Consider the following 1,582-nt stretch of genomic DNA (forward strand, 5'->3'; position numbering starts at 1 on the left):
CCGGACCACACCAGATCCCACAAACCCTCCGGCGACGTCACACCACCCGGATACCGACACGCCATACCCACCACCACCACAGGATCATCCGCATCCACCGCAACAGCGGTCGCGGGTGCCGCCGCGGAGGCGGGGACGGCGCCGAGCACTTCGTCGCGCAGGTGGCGGGCGAGGCCCGCGGGAGTGGGGTAATTGAAGACGACCGTGGGAGCGAGACGCACGCCGGCCGCGGTGTTGATGCGGTTGCGAAGTTCGACCGCGGTCAGGGAGTCGAAGCCGAGCGCCTTGAAGTCCTGCCCGGCGTCCACGGTTGCCGCGTCGTCGTGGCCGAGGACCAGTGCGGCCTGGCTGCGAACGAGTTCGATCAGCTCGGCGTCCTGTGCCTCCGTGTCGAGACCGGCAAGCCGGGCGGCGAGGGCGGACGTGCCGGCCGCCGCCCCCGCCGCCACCCGGCGGGCGCGCCGGCGGGGGGCGAAGTCCCGGAGGAGATAGGGCATATCGCCGACCTCGGCCTGTGCGCGGAGCGCGGGGAGGTCCATGCGCACCGGGATGACGTTCGGCGTACGGGTACGCAGCGCCGCGTCGAGAGAGGCGAGCCCCAGCTCCGGCGTCAGCGGGGCGATGCCGCTGCGCTTCCAGCGCGCGAGCTCGGCTTCGCCGAGCGCGGCGCCCATGCCGCCGCTGCCGCCGACGTCGCCCCACAAGCCCCACGCCAGGGCCTGGCCGGGGAGTCCCCGAGCCCGGCGGCGGGCGGCCAGGGCGTCGAGCCAGGCGTTGGCGGCGGCGTAGTTGCCCTGGCCCGGGGTGCCCAGGACTCCGGCGACCGAGGAGAAGAGGACGAAGGCGTCCAGGTCGAGGCCGCGCGTCAGCTCGTCGAGGTGTGCCGCGGCGTCGACCTTGGGGGCCAGGACTTTCCGAAGCGCCTCGGGTGTGAGGGACGGGATGGTGGCGTCGGCGACGACGCCCGCGGCATGGATGACGGCTGTCAGCGGCCGGTCGTCGGGGATGCCGGCCAGCATGCGGGCGACTGCGTCGCGGTCGGTGAGGTCGCAGCGGATGAACGTGGCCTCCGCGCCGGCCGCCCGCAGTTCCTGCTGCAACTCGGGCGCTCCCGGCGTGTCGATGCCCCGGCGGCCGACGAGCAGGAGGTGCCGTACGCCGTGCGTCGCCGCCAGATGACGCGCGACCAGCCCGCCCAGCGCCCCGGCCCCTCCGGTGATCAGCACGGTGCCGTTCCGGTGGCCGAGTGCGTGCACGGCATCTTCCTGGGCCGGCAGGTGGGTGAGGTGCGGGGTGTGCGGGGTGCCGACGTGGAGGGCGAGCTGAGGGGAGGCGGTCGTCAGAGTGTGGGCGAGGGCGCGGGGCAGGTGAGTGCGGGTGTCGGGGTGGTCGTCGGCATCCACGAGGTGGATGCGGCCCGGCTGCTCCGCCTGAGCCGTACGGGCCAGACCCCAGAGCGCCGCGTGGACCGGGTCGGGGTCGGCGGTGTGGGCGTGGCGGGTGAGGAGGATGAGGGGGGTGTCGGTCAGGTGGGGTTCGGTGAGGTGCTGCTGGAGGAGGGTGAGCAGGTCGTGTACGGCCT

Annotated in this window: 1 protein-coding gene; it reads right to left on the reverse strand. The window is 74.0% G+C overall.

The window, feature by feature from the left end:
* Positions 1 to 1,582: SDR family NAD(P)-dependent oxidoreductase (locus I003_RS33890; RefSeq protein WP_037722235.1), on the reverse strand; the 1,582-nt coding region annotated here is incomplete at both ends.

Source organism: Streptomyces sp. CNQ329 (assembly GCF_000482585.1).